Origin of the sequence: Marinobacter sp. UBA3607 (assembly GCF_002375525.1) — a bacterium.
Lineage (GTDB): Bacteria > Pseudomonadota > Gammaproteobacteria > Pseudomonadales > Oleiphilaceae > Marinobacter > Marinobacter vinifirmus.
Map to the genome: position 1 here is coordinate 7,493 of NZ_DFLY01000006.1, position 1,276 is coordinate 8,768.

The 1,276-nt window shown below is 60.8% G+C and carries 1 protein-coding gene; it reads left to right on the forward strand.

The genetic code is table 11. From position 1 onward, the window contains the following. Positions 1 to 133 precede the first annotated feature (133 nt). Complete coding sequence (gene fba, locus B2589_RS01440) at positions 134 to 1,198, forward strand: class II fructose-bisphosphate aldolase (RefSeq protein WP_286815382.1); 1,065 nt, start codon at positions 134 to 136, stop codon at positions 1,196 to 1,198. Positions 1,199 to 1,276: the final 78 nt, after the last annotated feature.

Genomic DNA, 1,276 nt, shown 5'->3' on the forward strand with positions numbered 1-1,276 from the left:
ATGGATGTGCTCGTAGCGGTTCCGCGAAAGACCTACCCCACCCTCCGCCGCAGACTCCAAGGCAGCGTTTCATGCCGGAGTCGGCGGGAGAACCAAGAATCCAAACATCAAAAGTCAACGAAGGAGACAACCCATGGCCCTGATTTCGCTGCGGCAACTTCTGGACCACGCCGCCGAGCATGGTTACGGTGTGCCAGCCTTTAACGTAAACAACCTCGAACAAATGCGCGCCATCATGGAAGCCGCCGACAAAACCGATTCCCCGGTCATTGTCCAGGCCTCCGCCGGTGCCCGCAAATACGCCGGGGCCCCCTTCCTGCGCCACCTGATCCTGGCCGCCATCGAAGAATGGCCGCACATCCCCGTGGTTATGCACCAGGACCACGGCACCAGTCCGGCCGTGTGCCAGCGCTCCATCCAGCTTGGCTTCAGCTCCGTGATGATGGATGGCTCCTTGGGTGAAGACGGCAAAACCCCGACCAGCTACGAATACAACGTAGATGTTACCCGTCGCACCGTTGAAATGGCCCACGCCTGTGGTGTCTCCGTAGAAGGTGAACTGGGCTGCCTGGGCTCCCTCGAAACCGGCCAGGCCGGCGAAGAAGACGGCATTGGCGCCGAAGGCACCCTGGACCACAGCCAGATGCTGACCGATCCCGAAGAAGCCGCCGACTTCGTCCAGAAAACCCAGGTCGACGCCCTGGCCATTGCCATCGGCACCAGCCACGGCGCCTACAAGTTCACCCGTCCGCCCACAGGTGACATCCTGGCCATCGACCAGATCAAAGCCATCCACGCCCGCATCCCGGACACCCACCTGGTCATGCACGGCTCCAGCTCCGTACCCCAGGAGTGGCTGAAGGTGATCAACGAATTCGGTGGCGAGATCCCGGAAACTTACGGTGTACCGGTGGAAGAAATCGTCGAAGGCATCAAACACGGCGTGCGCAAAGTCAACATCGACACCGACCTGCGCCTTGCCTCTACCGGCGCCGTTCGTCGCTTCATGGCCCAGAACCCGGCCGAATTCGACCCGCGCAAATTCCTCAAGGCCACCATGGTCGCCATGACCGACATCTGCGTAGCTCGCTACGAAGCCTTCGGTTGTGCCGGCCAGGCCAGCAAGATCAAGCCGGTTAACCTCGAGCAGATGTTCGAGCGTTACGCCGCTGGCGAGCTGGACCCGAAGGTTAAATAAGGCTTTCCGCCTCGTTTACCTGAAAGCCCTGGCCCTGGTGGTCGGGGCTTTTTTGTGGTTCATCGCGCTTTACCGGGA

Excerpts from the sequence above, each read along its gene's own strand:
- fba (WP_286815382.1), top strand. The coding sequence starts at position 134 with ATGGCCCTGATTTCGCTGCGGCAACTTCTGGACCACGCCGCCGAGCAT.